Origin of the sequence: Sporomusa sphaeroides DSM 2875 (assembly GCF_001941975.2) — a bacterium.
Classification (GTDB): Bacteria; Bacillota; Negativicutes; order Sporomusales; family Sporomusaceae; genus Sporomusa; species Sporomusa sphaeroides.
The window spans coordinates 1,647,829-1,673,390 of record NZ_CP146991.1; the positions used below are offsets into that span (position 1 = coordinate 1,647,829).

Consider the following 25,562-nt stretch of genomic DNA (forward strand, 5'->3'; position numbering starts at 1 on the left):
GAGGTGGGAGCATGTCACATGATTCTGGTAAAAATGACAGTCTTATAAAAATTGCCCTTAACTTGACGACGGCCTGTCTGATCTCAAGTGTAATTCTTTCGGGAGTGTATTTTATTACCGCGCCTTACGCGGCTGCAAATGATACGAAAAGAAAAGAAAAAGCTATGCAGGCGGTAATTGAAGATGTGCCGAATAAGGAGTTTGCTTTAAAATTAAGCCCGAATGATTGGGGTATAATTCCGATTGAAAACAAGCCCGGATGGTATAAAGCCGCAATGAAGGCTGACGGCAAGGTGATAGCTTATATTGTCCCGGCTGCGAGCAAAGGTTATTCTAGTGTAGTTTCGATGATTATCGCCGTTAGCCCGGAAGGGAAACTATTAAATTTCAAGGTTGTATCCCAAGCGGAAACTCCCGGTCTTGGCGACAAATTCTATGAGCCGAAATTTTATCAACAGTTTCCGGGGAAAAAACCTGAAGATTTGGTAGTTGTAAAAGAACCAACCGATAAAAATATTCAGGCGATGACCGGCGCGACTATCACTACAAGGGCAATAGCCAAAGGTATTAGAGAAGCGGCTGAGGAAGTTGGAGTATATATGAAAGAAACCCAGAACAAGTGAGGTGAATAAAATAAATGAGTAACGAAAATATGAGATTGTGGCCTGAGTTTACCAAAGGGCTTTTCGAAATGAATCCCATTTTCCGGCTGGCCTTGAGTTTGTGTCCGGCTTTGGCGGTAACTGCGACCGTGAATAACGCGGTTGCCATGGGCATTGTGGTAACTTTTGTTATTACCACAAATAATATTGTTATTTCTCTTTTGAAAAACTTTATCAATCCCAAAGTGCGCCTCCCTGTTTTTATTACTTCCATATCCACAATTGTTACGGTAAGCGGGTTGGTACTGCAAGCTTTTTCTCCGGAGATTTTTGAGGCGCTGGGTATTTATTTGCCGCTGGTGGTCGTTTTTGCCATTATTATGGCGCGGGCGGAAGTTTTTGCCACAAAAAACGGCGTTATCCCTTCGGCTGTGGACGGCTTAGGCATGGGCATCGGCTTTCTGGGTGCCATGGTTTTAATCGGTGCTACCCGTGAATTGTTTGGCAGCGGGACTCTGTTTAAGATTCCTATATTTCCCGAAGGCTTTTACAATCCTGCACTCATTATGATTTTGCCGCCTGGAGCTTTCATGCTTATTGGGCTTTTGATCGGCCTTTTTGCCATCATTGGTCAATATCAAGATAAAGCGGCGAGTAAGAAACTGAAAGAGGCAAGAATGCAAAAAATGGCGTTGCAAAAAGGAGTGAGTGCGAATGGGTGAGTATTTCACTTTATTTATCGGAGCTGTTCTTATTAACAACTTCGTTCTAACTCGTTTCTTGGGCCTGTGCATATTTTTCGGGGTTTCCAAAAACCTTGACGCCTCGCTTGGTATGGGTGTTGCGGTAACTTCGGTTATGGTGGTAAGTTCGGTAATGACTTGGCTTGTATACACATTTGCCCTTGTTCCATTTGGGCTTAAGTTTTTGCAAACACCGGTTTTTGTCCTCCTTATCGCCTGTTCTGTGCAGCTCTTGGAGATGATTATCAAGAAACATTCGCCTGCATTATATAATATGTGGGGTATTTACTTGATGCTGATTGCCGCAAACTGCATAGTATTCGGTTTGCCTGTAATCAATGCCGCAGAGGGCTTTGGCTTAGTTAAGAGTGTCGTAAACTCTTTTGGTTCCGGTGCGGGATTTGCCCTAGCTATCGTGCTTATGGCGAGCCTTAGGGAAAAATTACAGTATGCGAATGTGCCTAAGACGCTTGACGGCCTGGGGATTTCCTTTATTCTAGCTGGTATGCTGGCGTTGGCGTTTCTCGGCTTCTCCGGCATGATTTCATAGAAAGGAGGTTTGGCTGAATAAATTATGAAAAAAACTGTAAGGATATGCGCAATGAAAAAAATAACAGCCGGCATTCTGTTTCTTATGCTGGCCGGATTTGATCAAGCTGTACATGCTGCAGTGGCAGTCGAGTCGTCGATTGACGCGAATGTCGGGGCTGATACCGTAATTGCGGCTATAGTTTTACTAGTCTCCATGGGACTGTTGTTCGGTATTATTATGGCCTATGCCAACAAGAAGTTTGCCGTTGAGGTTAATCCGCTTATTCATATTGTTGAGGACATACTCCCCAAAGGACAGTGCGGCGCGTGCGGCTATCCCGGCTGCATGGGCTATGCCGAGGCCGTGGTGACCAACCCGGATGTCCCGCCCAATCTCTGTACCCCTGGCAAGGACGTTGTCGCCAAACTGGTCGGCGAGCTGACAGGCAAGGCGGCGGCGCCCGTTGACCCCCGGATTGCCCAGGTCAGGTGCGCCGGTACGTATGTCAAGGCCGGTAAGGCCAATGAATACGTCGGTGTGGAGGACTGCGTGGCAGCCAACCTGTTATTCGGCGGCCCTAAGAGCTGTAAATATGGTTGTCTGGGTCTTGGCACCTGTGTCAAAGCTTGTCCGTTTGGCGCTATGGAAATGAGTGCCGACGGCCTGCCGATTATTGATCCGGATAAATGTACCGGTTGTGCAAAATGTGAAACAGTTTGTCCGAAAAAAGTCATTGCTATGATGCCGCTGGGAGCTTCTGTCCGTGTTAATTGTAATTCACATGATAAGGGCGCGGTTGCTAAGAAAGCCTGCAGCGCTGCTTGTATTGGCTGCACCTTATGTATGAAAGAATGCCCGTATGGCGCTATTAAGATGGAGAGCAATTTAGCGGTTGTTGACGCCAAAGTATGTATCGAGAAGTGTAACAATCCTACTTGCCTGGCTAAATGTCCGACTAAAGCCATCAGGGAAGCTGTGCTTGGGGTAGTGCCCGGCAGCGAAGTGGAAGATGTTGTAGCATAATACAAACAATAAGTAAAGAGGAGGGGAAGCCCTCCTCTTTACTATTGTCTTCCCAAGATTTTTGGTCAGGGGCCCGGCACAAAGGCATACAACGCTGCGCTGCTGGCACTTACCGGTCCGCTTTTTTCAGGAGTGAAAATATAATTCCTGCCGCTGCGACCGGATGATGCCAGAGCCCGGGTAAAAGCCGGCATTTTCTTGCAAAGGATAATTTTGGTATTATTTGCATAAACCATTATTTTAATGTAAAATATAATAGAATATGGGCAAGGTGGCAATTATGCTTACAAAAGCTGACAAATGGCTGATTAGTGCTTTGTTACTATTTGCAACTGCCGGTATCGGCCTTAATATGTACTACCTGTCAGGAGCAAGCGGTCAGGAAAAGCATATGGTCATATCAGTAAACGGCCAGATAGTAAAAACAATTCCGTTACGTCCGGGTTATTCCGGAGAATTTAGGATTGGCGGCGATAGCCATTTTAACGTTATTGAGTACAAAGATGGACATGTACATATGAAAGAAGCTGACTGTCCGGATCAAATTTGTGTTCAGTCAGGCTGGATAAATACTCCGCCACAGCAGATCGTATGTTTACCTTACCGGGTTGTTGTCAAAATAACAGCCGATAGTTCTGCTGATATTGACGACATTGTGAGGTAAATATGGCTAAGACAAAACGCCTGGTTTTTTTAGCCCTGCTTGTCGCCGTAGCTGCCGCCCTGCATGTTGTGGAAAGCCGGCTGCCGGTTCCCGTACCTGTACCTGGTGTAAAGCTGGGATTGACTAATATAATTTCACTGCTGACAATCATTATGCTAGGCTGGCGGGATGCTGTGTATGTTACCGTTGCCCGGGTGTTACTAGGCTCGTTATTTGGCGGTTCCCTGTTTGGACCGGCATTTGTTATGAGTATGGGCGGTGCGCTGGCCAGTATTTTTATTATGAGTTATGCAGCTAATACCTACGGCAAGGTATTTTCCCCTGTCGGTGTCAGTGTACTTGGCGCAGCAACTCACAATATTGCGCAAGTAATTTTGGCAGCTATGCTTGTTAATAGTCTGGGGCTGTTATGGTATCTGCCATACCTATTGCTTTTTGCCGTACCGACTGGACTCTGCACCGGCCTGGCGGCTAATTATTTTCTTGCTAAAATTCCAGTAAAGCATGGCTTGACTTGTAAAGATACGGATTGACAATGTCCTTATACCATTTGTTCATATATGATTTGTCATACTTTTGTCAATATATTGTTATATAGTAGTGTTCTGACAACATTTGTTAATGCATGAGGGGGTTTTATGGTGAAAACCGGCACAAAAAGAGGCAGCTCAGCCGGAAAAAATATGGGTATGATGGTATTATTTCTTGTCACCGGAGCAGTTGTCGGCGGCATTTTAGGCGAACTTGCCGCCAGTTCCAGTTTGCTTTCAGGCATTGCTCCCTACTTAATAAAACCGTTTCCTGTGTTTGATGTGCCACCGGTAGCCATTAACCTGTATGTAATAAAACTGGTAATTGGTTTTGCCTTGTACCCTAATTTGATGAGTATAATAGGGATTATTGCGGCAGTTATCCTTTTCCGGCGTTTTTAGGAGGATTTGGCATGAAAATAGTTCTGGCATCATCGTCGCCCCGGCGGCAGCAGCTGCTGGAGTTAATCGGTCTTACATTTACGATTGTTGTCAGCCAAATTGAGGAAGATAATGCTAAAGACCTGCCGCCTCACGAATTGGCGATAGGTCAGGCACGCGATAAAGCCATGGATGTTAGTAAACAGGTTGCCGGAGATGCCGTAGTCATTGGGGCTGACACTATTGTGGTTTTGGACGGGAAGGTATTTGGCAAACCGGTGGACAGGCAGGATGCTGTCAGAATGCTCACAGCTCTTGCCGGCAGAGAGCATACGGTTATTTCCGGCGTGGCAGTGGTCAGAGGCGGCCGGGTGTTCACTGGTTTCAGTGCGACTGCCGTTACCCTCAGACCGCTGTCAGTTACTCAAATCGAGCGATATGTGGATAACGGCGAACCGATGGACAAAGCCGGCGCTTATGCGATTCAAGGGCGGGGAACACTGCTGGTGGAAAGCATTAATGGCTGCTATAATAATGTGGTGGGTTTACCGCTTGTTTTGCTGTCAAAACTATTAGGACAGGCTGGAGTAGAACTGTTATGACTGTAGATAAACAGTTAATGATGAAAGAACTGCCTGAGACGGAAAGGCCGCGCGAAAAAATGCTTGCCAAGGGAGCCAAAGCTCTTAGTAATGCCGAGTTATTGGCGATACTTCTCCGCACAGGCACGAAAAATATGCCGGTTAACCGGCTTGCTGAACAACTGTTAGTTAAATATGAATTGTCCGGCCTTGGCAGCATATCACCACAGGAATTGAGCAAAACTGCAGGCATCGGCTTAGTCAAAGCCGTTACGGTGGTGGCTGCCATAGAACTGGGCTGCCGGCTGAGCCGGAAAGAGCCGGCAGAACGTCCGGTAATAAGGAATCCGCGTGATGCCGCAGATTTGATGATGCCGGAGCTGAGATATCAGACAAAAGAGCATTTTGTTGCCTTGCTTTTGTCCACCAAGAATCATGTTATTGCCCGGGCAATTATCTCTGTCGGCAGTTTAAATGCTTCTATTGTTCATCCGCGGGAACTTTTCCGGGAAGCCATCAGTTACAGTGCGGCATCGGTTGTCCTGGTGCATAACCACCCCAGCGGTGATCCGACTCCCAGCAGGGAAGATATCGCATTGACGAAACAACTGGTGGAAGCCGGAACAGTACTGAATATTTCCGTACTTGACCATGTAATAATCGGCGATGGCAAGTATGTTAGTTTTAAGGAAAAGGGAATAATATAATAGGTTTTCTAAATGAAAGGGGCTAAAATTTCTATGTTCAATTTGTTCGGTTCACTATCGCGTGATATGGGGATAGATCTCGGTACAGCCAATACACTGGTGCATGTGAAAGGCAGGGGGATTGTTCTGAGAGAACCGTCCGTAGTAGCCATCCAGCGTGATACCGGGGAAGTGTTGGCTGTCGGTGAGGAAGCCAAGCAGATGATTGGGCGTACGCCGGGGAATATTGTGGCCATTCGACCGCTCAAAGATGGCGTAATTGCTGATTTTGACGTAACTCAGGCGATGCTTAAATATTTTATAAAAAAAGCAATGGATTCAAAGTCTTTTATCAGGCCGCGAGTCATTGTCGGTGTACCTTCCGGTGTTACCGAGGTTGAAAAAAGAGCGGTTATTGACGCTACAATTCAGGCCGGGGCACGGGAAGCCTATTTGATTGAAGAACCGATGGCCGCAGCCATTGGCGCGGGCTTGCCTGTTCATGAACCGACCGGGAATATGGTTGTTGATATTGGCGGCGGCACTACCGAAGTAGCCGTTATTTCACTGGGCGGCATTGTTACCAGCCGTTCTATCCGTATTGGCGGCGATGAGATGGATGAGGCGATTATTCAGTATATTAAACGCACTTATAACTTAATGATCGGTGAACGTACTGCAGAAGAAGTGAAAATTACTATTGGTTCGGCCATTACTCCGAAAGCCGATGAACAAATGGATGTACGCGGGCGGGATTTAGTAACCGGTTTACCTAAGACCTTGATTATTAAAGCCAGTGAAGTGCAATTAGCACTCAGTGAGCCGGTAGCAGGTATTATTGAAGCTGTTAAGGTTACCTTGGAGAAAACCCCCCCTGAACTGGCTTCCGATATCATGGACCGGGGAATCGTTATGACTGGTGGCGGGTCGCTTTTAAGAGGGCTGGATACGCTGCTGAACAAAGAAACAGGGATGCCGGTACATATTTCCGAAGAAGCTTTGTCCTGTGTTGCCGCAGGTACTGGTGGAGCACTGGAAAGCATTGATCTTTTAAAACGGGTGCTAATGCCGCCCAAAAAGACTCAACTAGGCTGATTCTCGTAGCTGGAATTATTGTAAGGAAGGGGCCCGGAAAGTGCGATTCATTCACAAAAAGGCGGTCATTCTCTTAGTGGCGGTGCTTACCGTCTTTTTGCTGGCCGGTACTGTAGCCAAAGGGAAATATCAGTTTGCTTTTATGGAGCAGACTGTAATTACATTGTTAACTCCGATCGAATATGTATTAGGCAAACTTGGGTTTGCTATACGTCACACAAGTTCTTTTACCAGACAAATTATGACAGTGTATCGTGATAATCAGGCGCTGAAAGCTGAAAATGAGGGACTGCGCCAAAAAGATGTTAATACTACGGAGATTTTGGCAGAGAATGCGCGATTGCGGGGTATGCTGGATTACAAAAAAACTGTTCCGCAGTTTGATTTTATCACCGCGCAAGTAATTGCCCGTGATCCGGGAACATGGACCAGCATAATTATCATAAACCGTGGTGCTGCCGATGGGATAGCAAAGGATATGGCGGTGGTAACTGCCCAAGGACTTGTTGGCAATGTCGTAACCGTTTATAATAATGCTGCCAAAGTGCAGCTCATCCTGGACCCGCGGAGCGCGGTCGGCTGCCTGGTGCAACGGCCTGAGTCGCGGGTAGCTGGTATTGTTGAAGGCAGTACCTTTAATTCGCACGCACCGCGAATGATTAATATTGCCCGTGACGCCGATGTAATCAAGGGTGATAAGATCATTACCTCCGGTTTCGGCGGTATATATCCCAAAGGTTTATTAGTTGGTGAAGTTATGGATATTGTTAATGATGAAGGCGGATTGTTAAAATATGCTGTCTTGAAGCCGGCAGTAGATTTTGATAGACTAGAAGAGGTATTAATCATCGTACAGTCGCGCGAAGTGCAACTTGTGCCGTCGGCGGCTGCTCCCACTACACCGGGGCAAACCTGGTCTAGTTCGCCTGTACAGCCGAAAGGGGCAGGTCAATGAGAACAATAGTCGTCTGGGCCGGGTTACTTCTAGGCACTATTGCTGTTCAGTCTGTCTTACTGCCATTAATTTTTAGCAATGGGACTAAACCTGATATATTGTTAATTATTGTTGTAGCCAGCGGTTTGCTTGCCGGCCGGGAGCGGGGTGTTGGTATCGGTTTTTTTGCAGGTGTAATGCAGGACTTTGCGTCAGGCAATATTTTCGGCTTGAACACCTTATCGAAGATGGCTACAGGCTATATAGCCGGCTTGGCTGAACGCAAGGTATTTAAAGAAAGTATGGTATTGCCGGTATTGGCGATTACCATGGCTACTTTCTTTAACAGCGTGAGCATGCAGGCTCTGCTTTTGCTGTTGGGTTACAAGGTGGAGCTTATTCCTATGCTGCAATATCAGCTATTACCTTCCTTGGCCTATAATATTTTGTTTTGTATTCCGATTCACCGGCTGATTTACCGGATTACTTTCGGTAACCGCAGTCAATTTTGAAACAGCAAATTAATTCTCTGGTATGTCAGTTCGTTGGTATTCTTGGAAGGGAGATTGTCGGATGCTTGCTAAACGTGAATATGGCAGACTAGAGATTTTTGGTATAATTATCATTTTCATATTTGTTGCCTTAGTATCTCGTCTTGGCTATCTGCAAATGGCACAAGGTCAATACTACGGACAGCTGGCTGACGGCAACCGCATCAGGCTTATTCCCATTATGGCCCCACGGGGCGTTTTTTATGACCGGAATGGCGTAATGCTGGTATCGAATCGTCCGGGTTTCACCATATCTTTACTGCCCATTAACGGGCCGGTTCCCGATGAAGTTATCGGCAAGCTGGCTGTTATCCTTAACCTCAATGCAGAAGAGATTAAAGGGAAATTATCTCAGAAAACCGGCTCATTTGAACCTATCCGGGTCAAAACCGATGTCGGTCCTGAAATTGTTACCAAAATTGAAGAACGGCGCTCAGAATTGCCTGGGGTTGTTATTGAAATTCAGCCGCTGCGAAATTATATTAATAATGAGCTTGCCGCTCATATTTTTGGTTATGTCGGCGAGATTAATGAGACAGAGCTGGAAAGCGGCAAAGCCCAGGGGTATAAAGCGAGAGATATTGTCGGCAAATTTGGTTTAGAAAGAGTGTATGACAAAGAAATTCGCGGTACTGACGGCGGCAACCAGGTGGAGGTTGACGCTAATGGCCGTCCGGTACAGGTAATTGGCAAGAAGGACCCGATACCTGGCAATAACTTAGTGCTGACAATTGATCAGCGAATCCAAAAGGCGGCCGAAGCGGCCATTGATGAACAGCTGATTTATCTGCAGACCAAAGCAGGCTACACCAATGCCAAAGCCGCCGCTGCCGTAGTCTTGAACCCGAAGACCGGGGAAGTTTTGGCCATGGTAAGTCGTCCGACCTTTAATCCTAATGCATTTAATGGCGGTATCTCCAGTAAAGACTGGAAATTACTTAACGAGAATCCGCATCACCCGATGGATAACAAAGCGATAGCCGGTGTATATCCGCCAGGCTCAACCTTTAAAATTATTACCGGTGCGGCGGCATTAGAGCTTGGAAAAGTAACACCGGAAGAAAAAATCCTTGATACCGGCACGCACTGGATTATCCCCAAAGGTAATGCTATGGGGGAAGCTTTGGGATGGATTAACTTCCGTGAAGCCTTGTCTAAATCGGATAATGTGTACTTTTATGAGATGGGTAATCGGTTGGGTATTGATAATCTGGAAAAGTTTGCCCGCATGTTTGGCTTGGGTGCCTATACCGGAATCAATTTGCCGGGGGAATCGGACGGTCTGGTGGCCAACCGGCGGTATAAAGAAAAAGTGTATGGAGAAGACTGGTATTTATCAGAGACCTTTGATGCTGCCATTGGGCAAGGCTTTCAATTGGCAACGCCGCTCCAAATGGCTGTGGTTATTGGTCAGGTTGCCAACGACGGTCAGCGTTATAAGCCGCAACTGGTTAGCAGGATTACCGGCCCTAATGGCGAGGTTATAAAAACCTTTGAGCCGGAAAAAACAGGTCAGGTGATTCTGGCCGAGAGCAATTGGACTCTTATCCAGGAATCGTTGCGGGAAGTTGCCCAGGAAGGTGGTACTGCGGCCACTGCGTTTGGAGATTTTCCTGTTGCCATTGCCGGAAAAACAGGTACATCGGAAAATTCTCATGGCAGTGACCATGGCTGGTTTGTAGGCTATGGTCCTTATGAAGATCCGCGGGTGGCAGTTGCTATTATTGTTGAACAAGGCGGTTTTGGTTCATCATCGGCAGTACCTATTGCCAAAAAAATTATGGAAGCAGCTTTTAATATTAACCAGACTCCGGCTGAAGCGGCTAAAATATACCGGCCGCAGACGGCGTTATAACCAGATAAAAGAAAACATGGGGCTAGACTTTATCAGTCTAGCTTCATGTTTTTTTAGTTTAACAGAGTTTATAAGTTTGGTTCGCCAACACAAAGCCCGGCGCGGGCGGCCGTCATACAACGCTGCGACGCTGGTGCTTAACCTCCGCTTGTGTATAACAGCCGCCCGCGCCTCAGTACTATTGACGTTTGGCCAGGAAGCGTCGGTAACCCCCGTAACCTCCTCGGCCATTGCCGGAAAAAGCGTTCCGTAGGAGAAAAGCCGGGTGGTATTCCGTTAAAAAATCCGTACTGTTTGAGCGCAGCGAGTTTACGGATTTTAGGAATACCACCCGGCTTTTCAGCTTTTGGAGGCTTCGGGCCTAGACTTTTTGTTACTTTTGGGGCGATGCCAAAAGTAAGACCGCGACGCTTGATTCCTGAATTATCTGATATGCGTAAAGTCAAAGGACTACGTCAGCGGTTTTGCTTACCCCATATTTAGGTTGCACCCTGGTCTTTATTGCCTGTAGACCCAAAAAAGTAAGGAATGATGGCTGCAAATGGCTGCTGGTATAAAATTGTCATAGTTACCGGTATAGCGACAGCATGGGGAAAGAAGGTTAAAGCCAGCACCACGCCGAAACTGGCATTACGCAAGCCAACACAATAAATCATGGCCAGCGCCACTTCACGTGAGCGGTTTTTAAAGACCCAAGAACCCAGATAACCCATGGCATAGCCCAGCGCCACCAGGAACATGGTTACCAGGACGATTTTAAGGGTCGACAAGTCCCAGGCGATATCTGGTCCAACTAAAGCGGCATTAATAAATATAACGGCAAAGAAGGCCAGCTTGGCAATAAAATTGCCAATAACCTTAAGCGACTTGGGCAGCATATCGCTGCGGCCATGATCATGAATCAGCATACCGGCTATACTTGGGATGGTAATCATCGCAAATAACTGAACCATCATTTGCAGGTAATCAATTTGCAATGTCTGCCCAATGACGGCCTTAAAGAAAAAGGGTAACATGACAGGCACCAGCAATGTATCAAGGGTGACGGCAACCAGGGCAACAGACACGCTGCCACCGGTTAAAGCCGTCCAAATGACAGACGTCACACCAATGGGAGTGGAGGCGGCTATTAAATAGCCTAACTGGGTATAAGGATCGCCGCTGAAAAAGAACAGTCCTGCCAGCCAGGCAATACATGGGGATACAACATGTATTAATACCAGTATCCAGAGCGGAATAACCGGTTTTTTTAAGACTCGTAAAAATTCTTTTAAACTTGTACCAAGTGCGGTAACAAACGTCATATAACCAAAGGAACCAACTACGGTCGCCCGCAGGGCGGGAGAATCGGGAAGCGGTATTAAAAACCCGGCTATCAGGCCGGAAAGTACGATAAAGAACATATGCTGTCCCAGCCAGGCAGTAATTTTTGCCAAAAAGTTAATCACGTTATAGCCTCCAATACAATACTAAAGTACTATATTCCAGCTTATATGGGACATACCCTTTTTAGCTGTTAACAGGATATGCCTCCTGATAAGAACGATACGGTTTGGTATCGCTTTGCCGTTGCCCGCCGGAAGCACAGGTTTGCCGGTACACCTGTGCTTGCAAAAAGCTTTACTATGTTGTGTATATAGTTTGCAGGAAATTTGGGAAATAGGGCGAATTTTAGTTGACATATGGGTAATAATTTATGGTAAAATTTAGGAGAAGATATGCGGGAGGATGTAGTTTTTAAAGGAAGTAAAGACGGCCTTGAATTGGTACTGAACCAAACGGCTGATTTTACCGCCATATTGGAACAGTTAAAAGAAAAGTTGGAGTCGGCTGCCTACTTTTTTACCGGCAGCACCGGCGTCAAAGTGTCATCCGGCACCAATACATTAACCGGTGATGAACGAAGGCAGCTAATCAGCCTGCTGGCCGGTTATGGACTTGCCTTACATGACCGGCCTGAGCCCCTGCCACCCGAAATATCGCCTCAGGATAATAGCTGCGGGGAAGCTGCTCTATACCGGCAGGAGAACGAAGGCGGACAAACGTTAATCATATCAAGAACGCTCAGAAGCGGTCAGAAGGTAGTATTTGACGGTTCTGTCATCGTTATGGGAGACGTTAATCCCGGTTCTGAAATTATTGCCAGCGGCAATATTACTGTTCAGGGAACCTGCAGAGGCTTAGCACACGCCGGCGCCAACGGCGATCAAGCGGCGGTTATTACGGCTGATAAGCTAATCGCAGGCCAGCTAAGAATCGCCGGACTTATTGCGCGTGCACCTGACAACCAGGATGTGCCTGCCTACCGGGAAACAGCCCGGATTGACGGTGGAGTTGTTGTGATTGGACCGGCAGACGATGTAAAGATTACATAGGAGGTACATAGATGGGGGAAGTAATAGTTATTACGTCAGGAAAAGGCGGCGTAGGAAAAACGACGACAACCGCTAATATAGGTACTGGTTTTGCTCTTCAGGGCAAAAAAGTTGTTTTAGTTGATGCCGATATCGGCTTAAGGAATCTTGATGTAGTTATGGGGCTTGAAAATAGAATTGTCTATGATTTAGTTGACGTGACTGAGGGTAACTGCCGCTTAAAGCAGGCACTGATCAGGGACAAGCGGTACGAGACACTCTACCTGCTGCCTGCTGCCCAAACCAGAGATAAAAACGCCGTTACGCCAGACCAAATGCAGCAGTTATGCAAAGACTTGGCGCAAGAATTTGACTATGTAATTATTGATTGTCCGGCAGGTATTGAACAAGGGTTTAAAAATGCCATTGCCGGTGCAGACCGCGCCATTATTGTTACCACACCGGAAGTGTCGGCTGTTCGCGACGCGGATAGAATTATCGGCTTGTTAGAGTCAGAAGGCAAGCACAACCCTAAGCTGATTGTTAACCGTATCCGGCCACTCATGGTCAAAAAGGGCGACATGATGGATATTGACGATATCATCGAGATCTTAGCTGTTGATTTATTGGGAATCATTCCTGAAGATGAGTACATTGTCATATCTACCAACAGGGGCGAGCCTGCCGTTGTCAACAACTCCGCCCTGGCCAGTACGGCTTACCGCAACATCGTGCGCCGCCTGACAGGCGAAAATGTTCCGCTCATGGTTCTTGAGACGAATGAGAGTTTATGGGGCAAGTTTAAAAAAGTGTTGGGATTGTAAATAATGGGTCTAGGAGGAGAAAATGTTGTTTGAACTTATTCAAAAGCTGTTTGGCCGAGAAGCGCAAGGTTCGAAAAATATTGCAAAAGAACGTTTGAGATTTGTTCTGGTGCATGACCGGGTTAATGTATCACCACAGTTTATGGAAGTTATAAAAGATGATATGATTAAAGTTATCTCTAACTATATGGATATTAATGAAACCGAAATGGAAATAAATTTGACCCGGACTAACACCCAGGTGGCATTGGTTGCTAATATTCCGGTAAACCGCATGAAACGGACCATGCCGGGAGAGTAGGGAAAGTAAGATTGATGGCGGCCTCTTACGGCAGCATACTGGACGCGGGCAGAAAATACTATTATAATATATAAGATATTGTTAGAGAGAGGTCACTAGGTTATGCTTAACCAGCGCCTGTTGCGAAATTTAGATTTTATTCTGATCGCTGTTACTGCCCTGCTTATTCTTGTAAGTCTTGTTATCATCGGTAGTGCTACTCATATCAACACTCCCAGTGAGGACCGATACTGGTATGTGCAGCGTCAGGGTTTTTTTGTCCTGGCTAATATTGCTGTTTTCTTTATCATGCTGAATTTTGACTATAAGTCACTGGAAAGATTCTCAGGTTTTTTGTATATCTTTAATCTGATAATGCTGCTTGCCGTTATGTTTGTCGGGCAAACGGCGCTTGGCGCCCAGCGCTGGATTCAGATCGGCCCCATCAGTTTGCAGCCATCGGAGTTTTCTAAGCTGATTATGATTATTGGGTTGGCCCAGGTATTGGATAAACGAACAGGTAAGCTTAATTCTTTTAAAGATATTATCCCGATTTTTGTCTATGTGGGCATACCGTTTATCCTGGTGTTAAAGCAGCCTGATCTTGGCACTTCCCTGGTATTTATGGCCATATTGTTCGGAATGATTTTTGTAGCCGGCATTAATATGCGGCTCTTAATGTCTATTATTGGGGCAGGTATTGCCTTTATGCCAATTTTTTGGCATTTTTTAAAGGATTATCAAAAAAAACGGTTAACGGTATTTATCGATCCCAATGTGGACCCTTTGGGTTCAGGCTACCACATTATTCAGTCTAAGATTGCCATTGGTTCGGGCATGTTGTTTGGCAAAGGCTTATTTAACGGTACGCAAAGCCAGCTGAATTTTTTGCCGGAAAATCATACCGATTTTATTTTTGCCGTGATTGGGGAAGAACTGGGGTTTGTTGGCGCTGTGATAATTTTGCTGCTGTACCTTATCTTACTCTATCGTGGAGTCAAAATTGCCGGTGGTGCCCGTGATAATTTCGGCACACTGCTGGCAACAGGCATTGTTTCGATGTTAGCCTTTCATCTGCTTGTTAATGTTGGTATGACCGCGGGAATTATGCCTGTTACCGGTATTCCCCTGCCGCTGATGAGTTACGGTGTAAGTTCACTGACCACTAATATGATCAGTATCGGGATATTATTAAATATCTACATGCGAAGGCAAAAAATTTTATTTTGACGGCAAAGCATTGGTATATTTTATCCCACCGGCATCAGACATCTGCCGACTTCTTTGGTGTAGTGCTATTGTACATAGACAGGCTGTGAATGTTGAAACAGCCTGTCTGTTTGTTTTTGCTCTAACAACCTATATAAGTTTTACGCGCCAGCAGTTTTTCTTATTTGGGTTTGCTGCTGATTGGTGTGGTAGCGGCCTGCCATTGCTGGAGAGGGAATTTTGCTGCTGGTTATAAATCTGTAGTTTTAGCATATATATTCCATAAGAACACTTAAGCCGGTACTTATGGAGGGTTTAGGATGACAAAGCTATGGAACCGTTTAAAAAATCGCTGGAATTTTTCTGCCCGCAATACGGAAAAAACCTGGCAATCTTATTATGAAGAAGAACCTGACTATACTTGGCTTAAAAAAATAATAGCAGCGTTAGCGATATTTGCGCTGGTTTACGGTGCCCAGGCATCCAATACCAGAGTTGGACAGGAAGTCACAGGTATTGTTCGTCAGGTCCTGGCGACTCAGACTGATTTTGTCTATTATACAGCCAGAACCATTGAGTATATAAACAGGCATTGGCCTAATGGTGCCGATATATCCGGGATACCTGTGTTGAAACAAATGCAGACAACCATTTCCCGTCCTGCCGACCCATTGCGCTATATGACCAAACCGGTAGAGGGGCAGATAGTAACGCAGTATGGCTGGCAGGGCAATACTGCGGTTAAGCAGGATATATTCCACGAAGGCATTGATATTGCTGCGCCGGCAGGAGCAAGTGTACGTGCAGCAGCTACCGGCAAAGTCAAAGTCGTTACCGATAGTGTCCAGTTTGGCACAATCCTTATTATTGACCATGGGCAGAATATCGAGACAATCTACGGTCACTTGACCGATGTATTAGTCAAAGAAAGTGATGAGATCAGTCAGGGGCAGGTGGTGGCACGGGTTGGAAAAACGGGAGCTGCCGTGTCCGTATTGTACTTTGAACTGCGGGAAAATGGCAAAGCGATTGATCCTTTGTCGAGGATAAAGTAGTGTCGCACGATACTGGCAGATAAGGATGTGAAATATGCGGGCCGGGAAGATAGCAGGGGTTGAAATCATAGTAAATAATTGGTTCTTGGGGCTGATTGCCGTATTCGCTGTTGCCGGTCTTGCCGATAAAGCGCTGCTAATTGTTAGTGCCGTTTTATTGCATGAATTGGCGCATATGCTGATGGCAGGCGGCTTAGGTTATAAAGTCAAGCAGGTAGAATTGCTGCCTTTTGGCGCTACGGCGCGCGTAGAACGCCTGACCGATGCCGGGGCGGTAAGTGAAATAATGATAGCAGCCGCCGGACCACTGGCAAGCCTGGGTCTGGCGGCTTTATGTTATGTCGCAGCGGGGGGGGCAGGCAGTTGGCAGGAAGAGATTTATTTTTATGGCGAAACACACCTTATGTTGGCCGGTTTCAATTTGCTGCCGGCATTACCGCTTGACGGTGGCAGAATTTTGCGGGCTGTTCTTACCCGCAGACGTGACTACCGGGCTGCCACAGCTATTGTTGTAACCATGAGTCATATCATAAGTTGTCTGCTGATCGTGCTGGCAGGATTGATTTTTTTGCTTGATTATACGGTGAATTTGACTATGCTGGTAGCTGCCGGGTTTTTGCTGCTTACTGCCCGGACGGAAAACACGCTGGCCGGATTCCGGACCATGCGTATCCTGGCCAGAAAAAAAGCTGAGCTCATTGCCTGCGGCATTATGCCGACAAGACATCTGACAGCCATTGAGGATGCTGCTATCAGTGAGGTTATTGCCTTATTTGGCCCGGAGCAATATTATATTGTGCATATTGTTGACCAAAATTTCAAATTGTGCGGAGCGCTGACAGAAACCGAAGTGTGGGAGGGCCTCCTGAAAAAGGGGATAAGAGCCAGGATAAAAGAGTTTTTGTAGCCGCATCTTTTTGTCAGGTTTCAAATCTGGCCAAGATGGAAAAAATAAGTCTTGATATTTCCAGTCAAAGAATAGATAATAATTTTTATAGCTGTCGCGCTGCCGGCCGTTGGCTTTTGTCTGAATTCTATTGCAGAAATATATTTTGGAGGTACCTATGTCTTCTTTAGATCCTGTCAGTCCCGGGATTTTGAGCCGGGTTATGAAACCGGCCCGTTACACTGGTCATGAATGGAACAGTGTTAGCAAAGCCCCTGATGAATATGTCGTAAATTTTGTGCTGGCTATGCCTGATGTGTATGAAGTGGGCATGTCTAATCTTGGGCTCAAAATATTATATGAAGTATTAAATAACCGTCCGGATACGTTTGCGGAGCGTGTGTATGCGCCATGGGTGGATATGGAAGCGGAAATGAGAACCGCTGGTATCAAGCTACATACCTTGGAAAGTAAGCGGCCTGTTGATCAATGTGATATTATCGGTTTTTCCTTACAGTATGAGCTTAGTTACAGTAATGTGCTTAATATGCTTGATTTGGCAGGCATTAGGCTTTTGGCTGCCGAACGGGATGAAAGTCAACCGCTGGTAGTGTGTGGCGGGCCATGTGCTTTTAATGCCGAGCCGATGACTGATTTTGTCGATTTTTTTATACTTGGTGAGGCTGAAGAGGTTATCGCCGAGGTGGCCGCTGCTATTGCTGAGTGGAAACAGGCCGGCAGGCCTGGTGGCAAGACGGGGATACTAAAACGGCTTGCCGGCCTGCAGGGAATCTATGTTCCCCGGTTTTACGAGGTAGATTATCAGGCTGACGGTGCAGTGGAGGCGATTAAGCCGCTTATACCGGAAGCGAAAGCCGTTATTGTTAAGCGTGTTATTCAAGAGCTTGATCAGATAACATTTGCGACAAAGCCGATTGTTCCTTTTATTGAAATTGTGCATGATCGCATCATGCTGGAACTGTTCCGGGGGTGTACGCGCGGCTGCCGTTTTTGCCAGGCAGGAGTAATCTATCGTCCGGTTCGGGAACGCAAGCTTGAGACACTATTCAATCATGTACAACAGCTTATTGACAATACAGGCTATAATGAAATTTCGCTGGTATCATTAAGCTCGGCCGATTATTCCTGTCTTAGTCATTTAATTACTGAACTTATTGAGCGGTTTAAAGAGCAGGGAGTAAGTGTGTCGCTGCCTTCGCTGAGAATTGACAGCTTTTCCATTGATTTGGCCAAGCAAGTGCAGCAAGTGAGAAAAAGCGGACTGACATTTGCGCCGGAAGCCGGGACTCAGCGGCTCAGAGATGTTATCAATAAAGGAGTTACCGAGGAAAACCTGACAGAAGCGGTAAGTGCTGCTTTTAAGTCCGGGTGGTCAACCATTAAACTCTATTTTATGATTGGCTTGCCGACCGAGACGGATGAAGATATCGCAGGTATTGCTGCGTTAGCTCAGCGGGTGGCTGATCTGTATAAACAGCTGAAAGGACGCAAAGGGGCCAAGGTAACTGTCAGTGTTTCTTCTTTTGTCCCCAAACCGCACACTGCGTTTGAATGGTTTGGCCAAAACCCGGTGGAAGAGCTTGAACGCAAACAAAAGCTGCTGCGCTCACTCATTAAGGACCGCAGTATTTCGCTAAGCTGGCACGATGCCCGCACCAGTTTTTTGGAAGGCGTGTTTGCCCGCGGTGACCGCAGGCTGGGCAAGGTGCTACTCCGGGCCTGGCAGAATGGTGCCAAGTTCGACGGCTGGTCTGAACATTTTAACTATGCTGTGTGGATGGAAGCTTTTGCTGCCGAAGGAATTGATCCTGTTTTCTATGCCAACCGGGAACGGGTGCTGCAGGAATATTTGCCATGGGAACACTTATCGGCAGGTGTGGACAAGTCTTTCCTGGCGCGGGAGTGGCAGGCGGCGAAAGATGCTGCGTTTACCCCTGATTGCCGTCATGAAAACTGCATGGCCTGTGGCGTCTGTCAGGAGCTTGAGGTTAACGTTGTGGATTGGGGGCAGGCATAATGGCTAAATTACGGCTTCAGATAACCAAAAGTGATGAAATACGCTATGTTTCCCACTTGGACCTGGCCGGTACAATGGAACGGGCCATTCGGCGGGCTAAGCTGCCGGCCGCCTACTCGGAAGGTTTTAATCCCCATATGAAGCTGGCTTTTGCTTCAGCTTTGGCGGTGGGAGTAACCAGTGAGGCCGAATATCTGGAGCTTGAACTGACTGAAGAAATCAGTGTTGACCAGATAACAGCAAGACTGAAGCCCCAGTTACCTGCAGGCATTACTCTGAAAGCCGCTAAATATGTGGGTGGGCGCAGTAAAGCTCTGATGGCAGTGGTTAATTTGGCAACCTATGAAGTTGTTGCTTCCCTGGCGCCAGGAGCGCACTGGCATACTGTCGAAACGAGCTTGGCAAAGTTTAATAGTGAAGTTGAAGTCATATATAGTAAACAATCGCCTAAAGGCCGGCGTGAAATTGATATTAAAGAATATCTTGCCACACCGGTTGCCGTGAGGAAAGTGGCCGACAGCCAGCAGGAAGTCATGAGCCTTGGCTTATCGATAAAGATTACTCCTGGCGGCAGTGTTAAGCCGGTTGAAGTGCTTGACGCGCTGATTGCCGGTTTTGGGCTGCCTGTTGATAAAGACAATGCCTTAATTAATCGCACCGGGCTGTTTGTAAGCGATGGCCGGGTACAGCTATCGCCTATGGAATTATAGGTAGAGAGAACGTAAGAGGAATAAAGTATGAGTAAAAGTATAATCGCCAGCGTGATGCCGGAAGAAACCAGGGTGGCCCTTTTAGAAGCAGGTGAGCTGATGGAAGTATCGGTGGAACGCAGCGAAAGCGGACATTTGGTCGGCAATATCTACAAAGGCAAAGTAAAAAATGTTCTTCCGGGTATGCAGGCCGCATTTGTGGATATTGGCCGGGATAAAAATGCTTTTTTATATATGGGGGATGCGGGTCGTCAAGCCGCCTGTCAGCACTTGACCATCGGCCAGGATGTACTTGTGCAGATTGCCAAGGACGCCATGGGGGACAAAGGACCGCGGGCTACCATTAGTCTGACACTGCCTGGGCGGTATATTGTGCTGATGCCTACCGTCGACTATATCGGTATTTCGCGCCGCATTGAAGAAGAACCCGAACGTGAACGCCTGCGTCAGATTGCCGAGAAAATTCGTCCGGCCGGCATGGGAGTCATTGTCAGAACGGTAGCCATAGGCAAAGGTGAGGAAGACTTAATAAAAGATATGGCTTATTTGGCTAACATGTGGTCAATATTAAGCTCCAGGGCTAAACGCAGCAATGCTCCGGCGCTCATTTACCGGGATGCCGAGCTTGTTGTGCGGATTGTCAGGGACTATCTGACTGAGGATGTTACCGAGTTTGTTATTGATAACCAGGAAGCTTACAACCGGGTTGTTGATTTACTTACCCATATATCGCCCGAGCTGGCAGAGTGTGTTCGCTTGTATACACCAACCGGCCAGGAGAGTGATATATTCAGCCGTTTTAACCTGGATACCCAGTTGGACAGCCTGCGTAACCGGCGGGTAGAATTAGCCTGTGGCGGCTATTTAGTCATTGATCATACCGAAGCACTTACTGTCATTGACGTGAACACCGGCAAATTTGTCGGCAAGACCAACCTGTCGGAAACGGTATTTCAGACAAACCTGGAGGCAGCGGCACAAATCGTCAGGCAGCTAAGGCTGCGGGATATTGGCGGCATCATTATCATTGACTTTATTGATATGGACAAAGCCGAGCAGCGGGCAGCCGTGCTTGCCGTACTTGAGCTGGAATTAAAAAAGGATCGTACCAAATCCAATGTGTTAGGCTTTACCAGCCTGGGCTTGGTTGAGATGACCCGGAAAAAGGCCAGGCAGAGTATTAACGGCATGCTTTACAGTCAATGTCCGTATTGTTTGGGAAAAGGCCGCATTAAATCGCCGGAAACGGTAGTGCTTGACATTAAACGGGACTTAAGAAAGCTAAATAAACGGTCACGGCCGGGCGGCAGGCTGTTAATTCAAGTCCATCCCCAGGTAGCTGACTTGTTAACAAAGCAAGGTGAGCTCAAGCGTCTGGAAGAGGAAACAGCCAGAAGCCTTACGCTAGAATCTGTTGCCGACCTCAATCCGGAGATATTTTCCTTGCTGTGGAAACCAGATTGACAAACTATTACCAGTATGATATTATTTGATGATGTAGGCAGTGTCTACACCACCGCACGGAGAGGTTCTACTAAAACTAGGAACTGCTTAGAAATGCTCAGGTGCTAGGCGCGATGAGCATGCGACCGTAGTCGTACTGGGAAGTACGTCGCAGGGAGCACGCGCAAGAGCAACAACGCAGATGGGCGTTTATAAGCAGTTCCGGGTACCGTATTCGGCGAGTCCTAACACAGGGGAGGTGCAAACTAAACATGTACGCTATTATCGAAACAGGCGGTAAACAATACCGCGTTACTGAAGGCGATGTGCTCAACATTGAGAAGCTCGAAGCTGCCGAAGGTCAGACTGTTGATTTTGATCGTGTTCTGACTGTGGTAAAGGACGGCGAGGTCGTTATCGGCAAACCGCTCATTGCTAATGCCAAAGTTACTGCTGAAGTAGTGGCCCATGGCAAAGGCAAGAAGATTCTGGTTTTCAAATATAAAGCCAAGTCCAATTACCGCCGCCGCCAAGGTCATCGTCAGCCGTTCACTAAAGTCCGCATTGCGAAAATTGAAGCATAAGGCCGGATAATGATTACCATTACGTTGGTTCGTGATAACAACAAGGCAATTACCGGATTTACGGTCGGCGGTCATGCCAATGTTGCGCCACATGGTCAGGATATTGTCTGTGCCGGAGTATCGGCACTGGTCCAATCCTCTATCATGGGAATTGAACGCCATTTGGGGCGGGATATTGAGCTGGTACAGGACACTGATGTTCTTACTATGGAACTTATTGGTCAGCCTGACAGGCTTACGGACGCAATTTTTGCAACAATGCTGCTGGGTTTAACCGAAATTGCCAGACTATATCCTAAAAGTGTTCGTATTATTGGGCACAGGAGGTGAAAGCAAGATGGAAAAATTTAAATTGAATTCTTTTGATTTACAATTATTTGCTCATAAAAAAGGTGTTGGCAGCTCCCGTAACGGACGCGACAGCGAGGCTAAGCGCCTGGGTGTGAAGCGTCAAGACGGTGAAGCTGTAACCGCAGGCAGCATTCTGGTGCGCCAGCGTGGTACACATTTCCATCCCGGTAATAACGTCGGTATTGGCAAGGATGATACTTTGTTTGCCAAAGTTCCCGGCAAAGTCGCTTTCGAGCGTAAAGGCCGTTATGACCGGCAAGTTAGTGTGTATCCTGCAGCTGAAGAAGCGATGTAAGAAACGCCTGCGGCCTAATTGGCCGCAGGTTTTTTTTACCCTAACAGAAAGTATAGGTTTGGGTGCCAATACAAGAACCGGCACAGATGGCCGTGTTTTCTTTAATTTTCAGTGAAAATGTCGAAGTCCGACAGGTATTTTAGCTGCCGGGAGCGAAAGATACATCATCCGCAGTATATTGGAAGGATGATAGTATGACCAATACCACTTGCCCTGAAGTAGCTACCTGTGCTGATATGATCAAACTGCTTCGTATTCAGCGGCATGATTTTTTAAATCATCTGCAGGTCATCCATGCGATGATACAATTAGGACGGGGCGAAAAAGCACTGCAATATATTGAAAAATTGGCGCACGACCCTGATATGATATCCGATCTGCTTGCCGCCTACCAAAATAAGTCTGTGTAAAAAATATACTTATGCCTGTGGCTGAATCTCTAAACTTCCCGGAGCTTATATGCTTAATTCTTGTTTGTGGAAGCTGGGAGTCTTAGCTGGATTGGCTATCGGATAAGAATGGGTGCGAACGCGCATATTACATATAAAAAATGCAAGGGGATTTCTATGTTTATTGATAGAGCCAAAATTACGGTTAAGGCTGGTAGCGGTGGAAACGGTATGTCGAGTTTTCGCCGGGAAAAGTATGTTCCGAGAGGCGGGCCCAGCGGCGGCGATGGCGGCCGTGGTGCCAATGTAGTGTTAATGGGGGATGCCAACCTGAATACCCTTATTGATTTTCGTTACAAGCGCCAGTTCAAAGCCAATAACGGGGCTAACGGCCAGTCCAGCAACATGCACGGCCGCGGTGCGGAAGACTTATTGATTAAAGTACCGCCGGGAACTATTATCAGAGATGAAGCGACCAACCAAATACTTGGGGATATTACCGAACCCGGACAAATGGTTATTGTTGCCAAAGGAGGACGGGGTGGACGTGGTAATGCCCGGTTTGTCAATAGTGTAAACAGGGCACCGACATTTGCCGAATTAGGAGAACCCGGTGAAGAACAAACACTGCTGCTTGAACTCAAGCTATTAGCAGATGTTGGTTTGCTCGGCTATCCCAGTGTAGGCAAATCCAGTATCTTATCTATGGTATCGGCAGCGAAACCTGAAATTGCGGCCTACCATTTTACCACTTTGTCGCCGGTATTGGGAGTTGTCAGCATTGCTGAAGGCCGAAACTTTGTGCTGGCCGATATTCCGGGATTAATCGAGGGCGCGCATGAAGGTGTGGGGTTAGGGCACGACTTTTTGCGTCATATTGAACGAACTAAGGTGCTGATCCATGTGCTTGATGTATCCGGGATAGAAGGCCGTGATCCGATAGAGGATTTTCACAAAATTAATAATGAGCTTAAACTGTATAATGAAAAACTGTTTAAGCGGGCACAAATTGTTGCCGCCAATAAGATGGATTTGCCGGAAGCGCAGGAGAATTATCAGCAGGTAGCCGACTATATGAAGGCTGCCGGGCATGAGATTTATCCTATTTCAGCTGCTACCGGCGAGGGTTTGCAGGTTCTTATGCAGCGGGCCTCTCAGCTCCTGGATGCATATGTGGAAGAGCCGGAGGAAATAGAAGAGGCCAAAGTATATGAAGCCAAACCTGAGGACGAATTCTCCATTACCCGGGAAGACGACGGCGCGTTTGTCGTTCAGGGCGACAATATCGAAAAACTGGTGGCCATGACCCGGTTTGGTGATGAAGAGGGCTTACGCCGTTTTCAGGCCATTTGGCGTAAACTGGGAATTGATGCAGAACTCCGGGCAAGAGGAATCCAGGAAGGTGACACAGTTCGAATCGGCGATATGGAATTTGAGTTTAGACCATAGGAGGCTATATTTTGCAAGTGCAAGTGAATGAAACAACACTCACAGGTAAACAAAAACGATTTTTACGGGCGATGGGCAGCACGCTTGACCCTGTGGTGCAGATTGGTAAAAGTGGCGTAATCGACACTGTTACGGAAAGTGCTGAACAAGCATTGGCTGCCAGAGAAATTATCAAAGTCCGGGTGCTGCAAAACAGCCCGGAAGAACCGAAAGCTGCTATTGCCGCACTCGCAAAGGCTACCGGTGCAGAATTAGTACAGGTAATTGGCCGCAACGGCTTACTTTATAAAAAAAATGAGGAAAAATCAAAAATAGAATTGCCGTGAATTGTGGAGGGGAGTATTAGTATGCTTACCAGAGAGAATTTAAGCAGTGCCAACCGTATTGTTGTTAAGGTTGGAACCAGTACATTAACTCATACGACAGGCAAACTTAATCTTTTGCGGATAGAGAGACTGGCACGTGAGTTGTCTGATCTTGCCAATCAGGGAAAACAGATTATCCTGGTTACTTCCGGTGCAGTTGGTGCCGGCATGGATCGCCTGGGACTTAAAGAAAAGCCCAAGACGATTCCTGAAAAGCAAGCGGCGGCTGCTGTTGGGCAGGGAATTTTGCTGCACATTTACGAGAAAATGTTTGGTGAATACGGTCAGATTGTTGCCCAGGTATTATTAACACGCGCCGACTCTGTTAATCGCAAGCGGTATACTAACTCCCGCAACACATTAATGGCGCTCCTCAATCAGGGCGTCATTCCCATTATTAACGAAAACGACGCAGTTGCCATTGATGAATTGAAAATTGGTGATAATGACACACTTTCCGCCATGGTAGCCAGCATTATTGACGCCGACTTGCTGATCATTTTGTCCGATGTGGAAGGCGTTTACACCGCCAATCCTCAGACAGACCCACAGGCCACTCTGCTTGATGAAATTATGGATATTACCCCGGCGATTGAAGAGTTGGCAGGCGGACCAGGCACTCTTCGGGGAACAGGCGGTATGTATACCAAAATACAGGCAGCGAAAATTGCCGTTAATTCCGGGGTAACCATGGTGATTGCCTCCGGCGGCCGGGATGGTGTAGTTCGTGAGGTACTGCAAGGCCATAGGGTAGGCACGATTTTTATTTCCAAAGAAAATCGCCTGCAAATTCGTAAACGCTGGCTGGCTTTTGGCGCCGGCGTGAGCGGCAAGGTAAAAGTTGATAAAGGGTGTGAACAGGCACTGCTAAAGGGCGGCTCCAGCCTGCTGGCTGCCGGAATAACAGCCGTGGACGGTGACTTTGAGCTAGGCAACACCATCAGTATCGTAAGTGACTGTGGGCGGGAACTGGCGCGAGGCATTACCAATTACGGTGCTGATGATGTGAAAAAAGTCATGGGGGTTCACACCCATGAAATTAGTCAGATACTTGGCTCTAAACCCTATGATGAGATTGTACACCGCGACAACCTGGTATTACTGGTATAGAGAGACTAACTATTAAAAGTCAAGCCCGAAATTGAGGATGGTG

The 25,562-nt window shown here is 46.9% G+C and carries 30 protein-coding genes; 29 read left to right on the plus strand and 1 reads right to left on the minus strand.

Going from position 1 to position 25,562, the window contains the following annotated elements; translation table 11 throughout:
- The first annotated feature begins 11 nt into the window (after positions 1-11).
- The 13 genes from SPSPH_RS07245 (at position 12) to mrdA (ending at position 10,177) form a co-directional block, all read left to right on the plus strand.
- Entirely contained in the window at positions 12-623 is a 612-nt protein-coding gene (locus SPSPH_RS07245; RefSeq protein WP_075754583.1) for an RnfABCDGE type electron transport complex subunit G, read from the plus strand.
- A 14-nt stretch (positions 624-637) separates the two neighbouring features.
- Positions 638-1,324 (plus strand): electron transport complex subunit RsxE, encoded by a 687-nt coding sequence (gene rsxE, locus SPSPH_RS07250; protein ID WP_223226006.1) that lies wholly within the window; start codon positions 638-640, stop codon positions 1,322-1,324.
- A complete protein-coding gene (locus SPSPH_RS07255) occupies positions 1,317-1,895 on the plus strand; it encodes an electron transport complex protein RnfA (protein ID WP_075754585.1) in 579 nt (192 codons plus the stop codon). Before rsxE ends, SPSPH_RS07255 begins: the two co-directional genes overlap by 8 nt.
- Before the next feature lie 51 nt (positions 1,896-1,946).
- The gene (gene rnfB, locus SPSPH_RS07260; RefSeq protein ID WP_233138728.1) at positions 1,947-2,900 is read left to right on the plus strand and encodes an RnfABCDGE type electron transport complex subunit B; all 954 of its coding nucleotides are present in this window, start codon (positions 1,947-1,949) and stop codon (positions 2,898-2,900) included.
- Positions 2,901-3,180: 280 nt separating this feature from the next.
- The gene (locus SPSPH_RS07265; protein ID WP_158027053.1) at positions 3,181-3,564 is read left to right on the plus strand and encodes a NusG domain II-containing protein; all 384 of its coding nucleotides are present in this window, start codon (positions 3,181-3,183) and stop codon (positions 3,562-3,564) included.
- A 2-nt stretch (positions 3,565-3,566) separates the two neighbouring features.
- Complete coding sequence (locus SPSPH_RS07270) at positions 3,567-4,097, plus strand: Gx transporter family protein (protein WP_075754589.1); 531 nt, start codon at positions 3,567-3,569, stop codon at positions 4,095-4,097.
- Between the two features lie 105 nt (positions 4,098-4,202).
- Positions 4,203-4,496, plus strand: a complete 294-nt coding sequence (locus SPSPH_RS07275) for a DUF4321 domain-containing protein (RefSeq protein WP_075754591.1) — start codon at positions 4,203-4,205, stop codon at positions 4,494-4,496.
- A gap of 11 nt (positions 4,497-4,507) precedes the next feature.
- Complete coding sequence (locus SPSPH_RS07280) at positions 4,508-5,077, plus strand: Maf family protein (RefSeq protein ID WP_075754593.1); 570 nt, start codon at positions 4,508-4,510, stop codon at positions 5,075-5,077.
- A complete protein-coding gene (gene radC, locus SPSPH_RS07285; protein ID WP_075754595.1) occupies positions 5,074-5,763 on the plus strand; it encodes a RadC family protein in 690 nt (229 codons plus the stop codon). Before SPSPH_RS07280 ends, radC begins: the two co-directional genes overlap by 4 nt.
- A 33-nt stretch (positions 5,764-5,796) precedes the next feature.
- Positions 5,797-6,837 carry a rod shape-determining protein gene (locus SPSPH_RS07290; protein ID WP_075754598.1) on the plus strand — a complete coding sequence of 347 codons (1,041 nt, stop codon included), beginning with the start codon at positions 5,797-5,799 and terminating at the stop codon, positions 6,835-6,837.
- A 40-nt stretch (positions 6,838-6,877) separates the two neighbouring features.
- Positions 6,878-7,792: a rod shape-determining protein MreC gene (mreC, locus tag SPSPH_RS07295; protein ID WP_075754600.1), complete on the plus strand. Its 915-nt coding sequence runs from the start codon at positions 6,878-6,880 to the stop codon at positions 7,790-7,792.
- A complete protein-coding gene (mreD, locus tag SPSPH_RS07300) occupies positions 7,789-8,283 on the plus strand; it encodes a rod shape-determining protein MreD (protein WP_075754602.1) in 495 nt (164 codons plus the stop codon). Before mreC ends, mreD begins: the two co-directional genes overlap by 4 nt.
- 61 nt (positions 8,284-8,344) lie before the next feature.
- Complete coding sequence (mrdA, locus tag SPSPH_RS07305; protein ID WP_075754604.1) at positions 8,345-10,177, plus strand: penicillin-binding protein 2; 1,833 nt, start codon at positions 8,345-8,347, stop codon at positions 10,175-10,177.
- Positions 10,178-10,656: 479 nt separating this feature from the next.
- On the opposite strand, the gene SPSPH_RS07310 is transcribed toward mrdA, so the two are convergent.
- A complete protein-coding gene (locus SPSPH_RS07310; RefSeq protein WP_233138733.1) occupies positions 10,657-11,625 on the minus strand; it encodes a bile acid:sodium symporter family protein in 969 nt (322 codons plus the stop codon).
- Between the two features lie 270 nt (positions 11,626-11,895).
- Between SPSPH_RS07310 and minC the strand changes: the two genes are divergently transcribed.
- The 16 genes from minC to proB all read left to right on the plus strand — a co-directional run bounded on the left by minC (position 11,896) and on the right by proB (position 25,519).
- Positions 11,896-12,552, plus strand: coding sequence for a septum site-determining protein MinC (gene minC, locus SPSPH_RS07315; RefSeq protein WP_075754606.1), 657 nt, complete (start codon positions 11,896-11,898; stop codon positions 12,550-12,552).
- Positions 12,553-12,563: 11 nt separating this feature from the next.
- The gene (minD, locus tag SPSPH_RS07320; protein ID WP_075754608.1) at positions 12,564-13,355 is read left to right on the plus strand and encodes a septum site-determining protein MinD; all 792 of its coding nucleotides are present in this window, start codon (positions 12,564-12,566) and stop codon (positions 13,353-13,355) included.
- Between the two features lie 25 nt (positions 13,356-13,380).
- The gene (gene minE / locus SPSPH_RS07325) at positions 13,381-13,656 is read left to right on the plus strand and encodes a cell division topological specificity factor MinE (RefSeq protein WP_075756011.1); all 276 of its coding nucleotides are present in this window, start codon (positions 13,381-13,383) and stop codon (positions 13,654-13,656) included.
- A 102-nt stretch (positions 13,657-13,758) separates the two neighbouring features.
- Positions 13,759-14,865 (plus strand): rod shape-determining protein RodA, encoded by a 1,107-nt coding sequence (gene rodA / locus SPSPH_RS07330; protein WP_075754610.1) that lies wholly within the window; start codon positions 13,759-13,761, stop codon positions 14,863-14,865.
- A 299-nt stretch (positions 14,866-15,164) separates the two neighbouring features.
- A complete protein-coding gene (locus SPSPH_RS07335) occupies positions 15,165-15,899 on the plus strand; it encodes a M23 family metallopeptidase (RefSeq protein WP_075754612.1) in 735 nt (244 codons plus the stop codon).
- A gap of 34 nt (positions 15,900-15,933) precedes the next feature.
- Positions 15,934-16,806 (plus strand): site-2 protease family protein, encoded by an 873-nt coding sequence (locus tag SPSPH_RS07340; RefSeq protein WP_075754614.1) that lies wholly within the window; start codon positions 15,934-15,936, stop codon positions 16,804-16,806.
- A gap of 157 nt (positions 16,807-16,963) precedes the next feature.
- A complete protein-coding gene (locus SPSPH_RS07345) occupies positions 16,964-18,823 on the plus strand; it encodes a TIGR03960 family B12-binding radical SAM protein (RefSeq protein WP_075754616.1) in 1,860 nt (619 codons plus the stop codon).
- Positions 18,823-19,533, plus strand: a complete 711-nt coding sequence (locus tag SPSPH_RS07350) for a TIGR03936 family radical SAM-associated protein (RefSeq protein WP_075754618.1) — start codon at positions 18,823-18,825, stop codon at positions 19,531-19,533. The genes SPSPH_RS07345 and SPSPH_RS07350 overlap by 1 nt, the downstream gene beginning before the upstream one ends.
- Positions 19,534-19,560: 27 nt before the next feature.
- The gene (locus SPSPH_RS07355; protein ID WP_075754620.1) at positions 19,561-20,997 is read left to right on the plus strand and encodes an Rne/Rng family ribonuclease; all 1,437 of its coding nucleotides are present in this window, start codon (positions 19,561-19,563) and stop codon (positions 20,995-20,997) included.
- Positions 20,998-21,248: 251 nt separating this feature from the next.
- Positions 21,249-21,560, plus strand: coding sequence for a 50S ribosomal protein L21 (gene rplU, locus SPSPH_RS07360; protein ID WP_075754622.1), 312 nt, complete (start codon positions 21,249-21,251; stop codon positions 21,558-21,560).
- A 9-nt stretch (positions 21,561-21,569) separates the two neighbouring features.
- Entirely contained in the window at positions 21,570-21,890 is a 321-nt protein-coding gene (locus SPSPH_RS07365; protein WP_075754624.1) for a ribosomal-processing cysteine protease Prp, read from the plus strand.
- 22 nt (positions 21,891-21,912) lie between these two features.
- Positions 21,913-22,206 carry a 50S ribosomal protein L27 gene (gene rpmA, locus SPSPH_RS07370; protein ID WP_109298216.1) on the plus strand — a complete coding sequence of 98 codons (294 nt, stop codon included), beginning with the start codon at positions 21,913-21,915 and terminating at the stop codon, positions 22,204-22,206.
- 194 nt (positions 22,207-22,400) lie between these two features.
- The gene (locus tag SPSPH_RS07375; protein ID WP_075754628.1) at positions 22,401-22,616 is read left to right on the plus strand and encodes a Spo0B domain-containing protein; all 216 of its coding nucleotides are present in this window, start codon (positions 22,401-22,403) and stop codon (positions 22,614-22,616) included.
- A 156-nt stretch (positions 22,617-22,772) separates the two neighbouring features.
- Positions 22,773-24,044: a GTPase ObgE gene (gene obgE, locus SPSPH_RS07380; protein ID WP_075754630.1), complete on the plus strand. Its 1,272-nt coding sequence runs from the start codon at positions 22,773-22,775 to the stop codon at positions 24,042-24,044.
- Positions 24,045-24,067: 23 nt separating this feature from the next.
- Entirely contained in the window at positions 24,068-24,370 is a 303-nt protein-coding gene (gene yhbY, locus SPSPH_RS07385; RefSeq protein WP_075756012.1) for a ribosome assembly RNA-binding protein YhbY, read from the plus strand.
- A gap of 21 nt (positions 24,371-24,391) precedes the next feature.
- Positions 24,392-25,519 carry a glutamate 5-kinase gene (gene proB, locus SPSPH_RS07390; protein WP_075754632.1) on the plus strand — a complete coding sequence of 376 codons (1,128 nt, stop codon included), beginning with the start codon at positions 24,392-24,394 and terminating at the stop codon, positions 25,517-25,519.
- Positions 25,520-25,562 lie beyond the last annotated feature (43 nt).

What these genes read in the sequence shown, in the direction of transcription:
- SPSPH_RS07245 (WP_075754583.1), top strand. Translation starts at nt 12, where the DNA reads ATGTCACATGATTCTGGTAAAAATGACAGTCTTATAAAAATTGCCCTT.
- rsxE (WP_223226006.1), top strand. Translation starts at nt 638, where the DNA reads ATGAGTAACGAAAATATGAGATTGTGGCCTGAGTTTACCAAAGGGCTT.
- SPSPH_RS07255 (WP_075754585.1), top strand. Translation starts at nt 1,317, where the DNA reads ATGGGTGAGTATTTCACTTTATTTATCGGAGCTGTTCTTATTAACAAC.
- rnfB (WP_233138728.1), top strand. Translation starts at nt 1,947, where the DNA reads ATGAAAAAAATAACAGCCGGCATTCTGTTTCTTATGCTGGCCGGATTT.
- SPSPH_RS07265 (WP_158027053.1), top strand. Translation starts at nt 3,181, where the DNA reads ATGCTTACAAAAGCTGACAAATGGCTGATTAGTGCTTTGTTACTATTT.
- SPSPH_RS07270 (WP_075754589.1), top strand. Translation starts at nt 3,567, where the DNA reads ATGGCTAAGACAAAACGCCTGGTTTTTTTAGCCCTGCTTGTCGCCGTA.
- SPSPH_RS07275 (WP_075754591.1), top strand. Translation starts at nt 4,203, where the DNA reads ATGGTGAAAACCGGCACAAAAAGAGGCAGCTCAGCCGGAAAAAATATG.
- SPSPH_RS07280 (WP_075754593.1), top strand. Translation starts at nt 4,508, where the DNA reads ATGAAAATAGTTCTGGCATCATCGTCGCCCCGGCGGCAGCAGCTGCTG.
- radC (WP_075754595.1), top strand. Translation starts at nt 5,074, where the DNA reads ATGACTGTAGATAAACAGTTAATGATGAAAGAACTGCCTGAGACGGAA.
- SPSPH_RS07290 (WP_075754598.1), top strand. Translation starts at nt 5,797, where the DNA reads ATGTTCAATTTGTTCGGTTCACTATCGCGTGATATGGGGATAGATCTC.
- mreD (WP_075754602.1), top strand. Translation starts at nt 7,789, where the DNA reads ATGAGAACAATAGTCGTCTGGGCCGGGTTACTTCTAGGCACTATTGCT.
- mrdA (WP_075754604.1), top strand. Translation starts at nt 8,345, where the DNA reads ATGCTTGCTAAACGTGAATATGGCAGACTAGAGATTTTTGGTATAATT.
- minC (WP_075754606.1), top strand. Translation starts at nt 11,896, where the DNA reads ATGCGGGAGGATGTAGTTTTTAAAGGAAGTAAAGACGGCCTTGAATTG.
- minD (WP_075754608.1), top strand. Translation starts at nt 12,564, where the DNA reads ATGGGGGAAGTAATAGTTATTACGTCAGGAAAAGGCGGCGTAGGAAAA.
- rodA (WP_075754610.1), top strand. Translation starts at nt 13,759, where the DNA reads ATGCTTAACCAGCGCCTGTTGCGAAATTTAGATTTTATTCTGATCGCT.
- SPSPH_RS07335 (WP_075754612.1), top strand. Translation starts at nt 15,165, where the DNA reads ATGACAAAGCTATGGAACCGTTTAAAAAATCGCTGGAATTTTTCTGCC.
- SPSPH_RS07340 (WP_075754614.1), top strand. Translation starts at nt 15,934, where the DNA reads ATGCGGGCCGGGAAGATAGCAGGGGTTGAAATCATAGTAAATAATTGG.
- SPSPH_RS07345 (WP_075754616.1), top strand. Translation starts at nt 16,964, where the DNA reads ATGTCTTCTTTAGATCCTGTCAGTCCCGGGATTTTGAGCCGGGTTATG.
- SPSPH_RS07350 (WP_075754618.1), top strand. Translation starts at nt 18,823, where the DNA reads ATGGCTAAATTACGGCTTCAGATAACCAAAAGTGATGAAATACGCTAT.
- SPSPH_RS07355 (WP_075754620.1), top strand. Translation starts at nt 19,561, where the DNA reads ATGAGTAAAAGTATAATCGCCAGCGTGATGCCGGAAGAAACCAGGGTG.
- rplU (WP_075754622.1), top strand. Translation starts at nt 21,249, where the DNA reads ATGTACGCTATTATCGAAACAGGCGGTAAACAATACCGCGTTACTGAA.
- SPSPH_RS07365 (WP_075754624.1), top strand. Translation starts at nt 21,570, where the DNA reads ATGATTACCATTACGTTGGTTCGTGATAACAACAAGGCAATTACCGGA.
- SPSPH_RS07375 (WP_075754628.1), top strand. Translation starts at nt 22,401, where the DNA reads ATGACCAATACCACTTGCCCTGAAGTAGCTACCTGTGCTGATATGATC.
- obgE (WP_075754630.1), top strand. Translation starts at nt 22,773, where the DNA reads ATGTTTATTGATAGAGCCAAAATTACGGTTAAGGCTGGTAGCGGTGGA.
- proB (WP_075754632.1), top strand. Translation starts at nt 24,392, where the DNA reads ATGCTTACCAGAGAGAATTTAAGCAGTGCCAACCGTATTGTTGTTAAG.